Raw genomic sequence first — 1,722 nt, 5'->3', positions numbered from 1 at the left:
GCCCGCTTAAGGGGCTGACAACGCTACTACCAAGTTTCCGCATAACACCGTAACCACAAAAGCCAACGCATAATAAAAATGCCACGCGTTGGAAGTCCCTCTTGAAGCGTTTGTTATGTTTTATTACCTATTGATTACATTGAATTTTTACAATGTTTATTGGTTCAAGCCACTTTAACTCAAAATGATAAACTTGCCTACTTTCAGCAATCATTGATGCAGATAAGATCCCAAACAAGTTGAAGCGAAATAGCTCGTGGAATCAATGAGCCAGCAACACCAAAGAAAGAGACCTTTCAGCAACAATCGAATCTTTTGCGTACACAATTTATCAGAGCAAAACCCGACAAAAACACAAAAGTATCGTTCAACTTTCAATAGCAACCAAAAAGAACAATAAACTCATAATATCAACAAATTAGAACAGGAAACTCTTTAAATTAGACCAGATTTTCCCATTAAAATTTGTGAATTGATCTTGCTGAGGCTCAATAAAACATAACGCCCGGCTAAGGGGTTGACAACGCACTGCCAGACTCAAAAAACACACCGTAAACCCTGAACTTCAATTTTGTACTAAAGCCGCCACGCGTTGGCAATCCCTCTTGAGCCGTTTGTTATAAGCGTGCTTCGTTTTACCATGTTTTATCTAAGTCTTGTGCGTATAAAGAAATAGCTCGCTGATACTCTTTAATTGCATCACTATTCGTGGTCGATACTAGAAGTTCAAGTAGCAATGATATCGCTTCTTTATAGCGTCCCAAGTTGTAGAGGCACATGGCATAGAAAGGCTGAACTTCAATAGAATCAGGGTAGTCACTGAGAGTTTGCTCGAAATAGCTTAACGCCTCTGAATACATGCCAAGGGTTCGATAAGTGCTCGCTAGCCCAAACAAAGCATCAAACCTTTCTACCGACGAAAGTAGACCCGAAAGAGACAACAGATAATGAGCAACCGCTTCTTGCTCTTTACCCTCATTGTCGTACGACCAAGCAATTTGCAAGTGAGCCTTAGCAGAATAACCCTCATCATTTAATAACGTTTTTAGTAAAGCTCTCGACTCTTGATACTTAGCCTTTTTCCGCAATTCAATCGCTTGTTTGATGAGACTTTCCATAATTTTCCTCGAAGCTTATAACGCCCGCTTAAGGGGCTGACAACGCTACTACCAAGTTTCCGCATAACTCCGTAACCACCGAAATCAACGCACAATAAAAATGCCACGCGTTGGAAGTCCCTCTTGAAGCGTTTGTTATGCTTTATTACCTATTGATTACATTGAACTTTTACAATATTTATTACTTGCGCCCACTTTAACTCAAAATGATAAACTTGCCTACTTTCAGCAAGCATTGTTACCGAAAAGATCCCAAACAAGTTGAAGTGAATTAGCCTGAGGAATCAAGGGGTCAACAACACCAAAGGAAGAGACCTTTCAGCAACAATCGAACCTTTTGCGTACACAATTTATCAGAGCAAAACCCGACAAAAACACAAAAGTATCGTTCAACTTTCAATCGCCACCAAAAAGAACAATAAACTCATAATATCAATAAATTAGAATAGGAAAACTTTTAAATCAGACAGAGTTTTCCCCATTAAAATTTATATATTGATTTTGCTGAGGCTCAATAAAGCATAACGCCCGCTTAAGGGGCTGACAACGCTACTACCAAGTTTCCGCATAACATCGTAACCACAAAAATCAACGCATAATAAAA

1 protein-coding gene is annotated in these 1,722 nt (G+C 39.2%); it reads right to left on the bottom strand.

Going from position 1 to position 1,722, the window contains the following annotated elements; genetic code table 11:
- Positions 1 to 635: 635 nt before the first annotated feature.
- Positions 636 to 1,118: a tetratricopeptide repeat protein gene (locus FKN93_RS17280; protein WP_170905753.1), complete on the bottom strand. Its 483-nt coding sequence runs from the start codon at positions 1,116 to 1,118 to the stop codon at positions 636 to 638.
- Positions 1,119 to 1,722: the final 604 nt, after the last annotated feature.

The organism is Vibrio sp. A8-1, assembly GCF_013048685.1.
Classification (GTDB): Bacteria; Pseudomonadota; Gammaproteobacteria; order Enterobacterales; family Vibrionaceae; genus Vibrio; species Vibrio metschnikovii.
The sequence above is the reverse complement of the archived record's forward strand: the minus strand, read 5'-3'. Positions and strand labels throughout refer to the sequence as shown.

What these genes read in the sequence shown, in the direction of transcription:
- FKN93_RS17280 (WP_170905753.1), bottom strand. Translation starts at nt 1,118, where the DNA reads ATGGAAAGTCTCATCAAACAAGCGATTGAATTGCGGAAAAAGGCTAAG.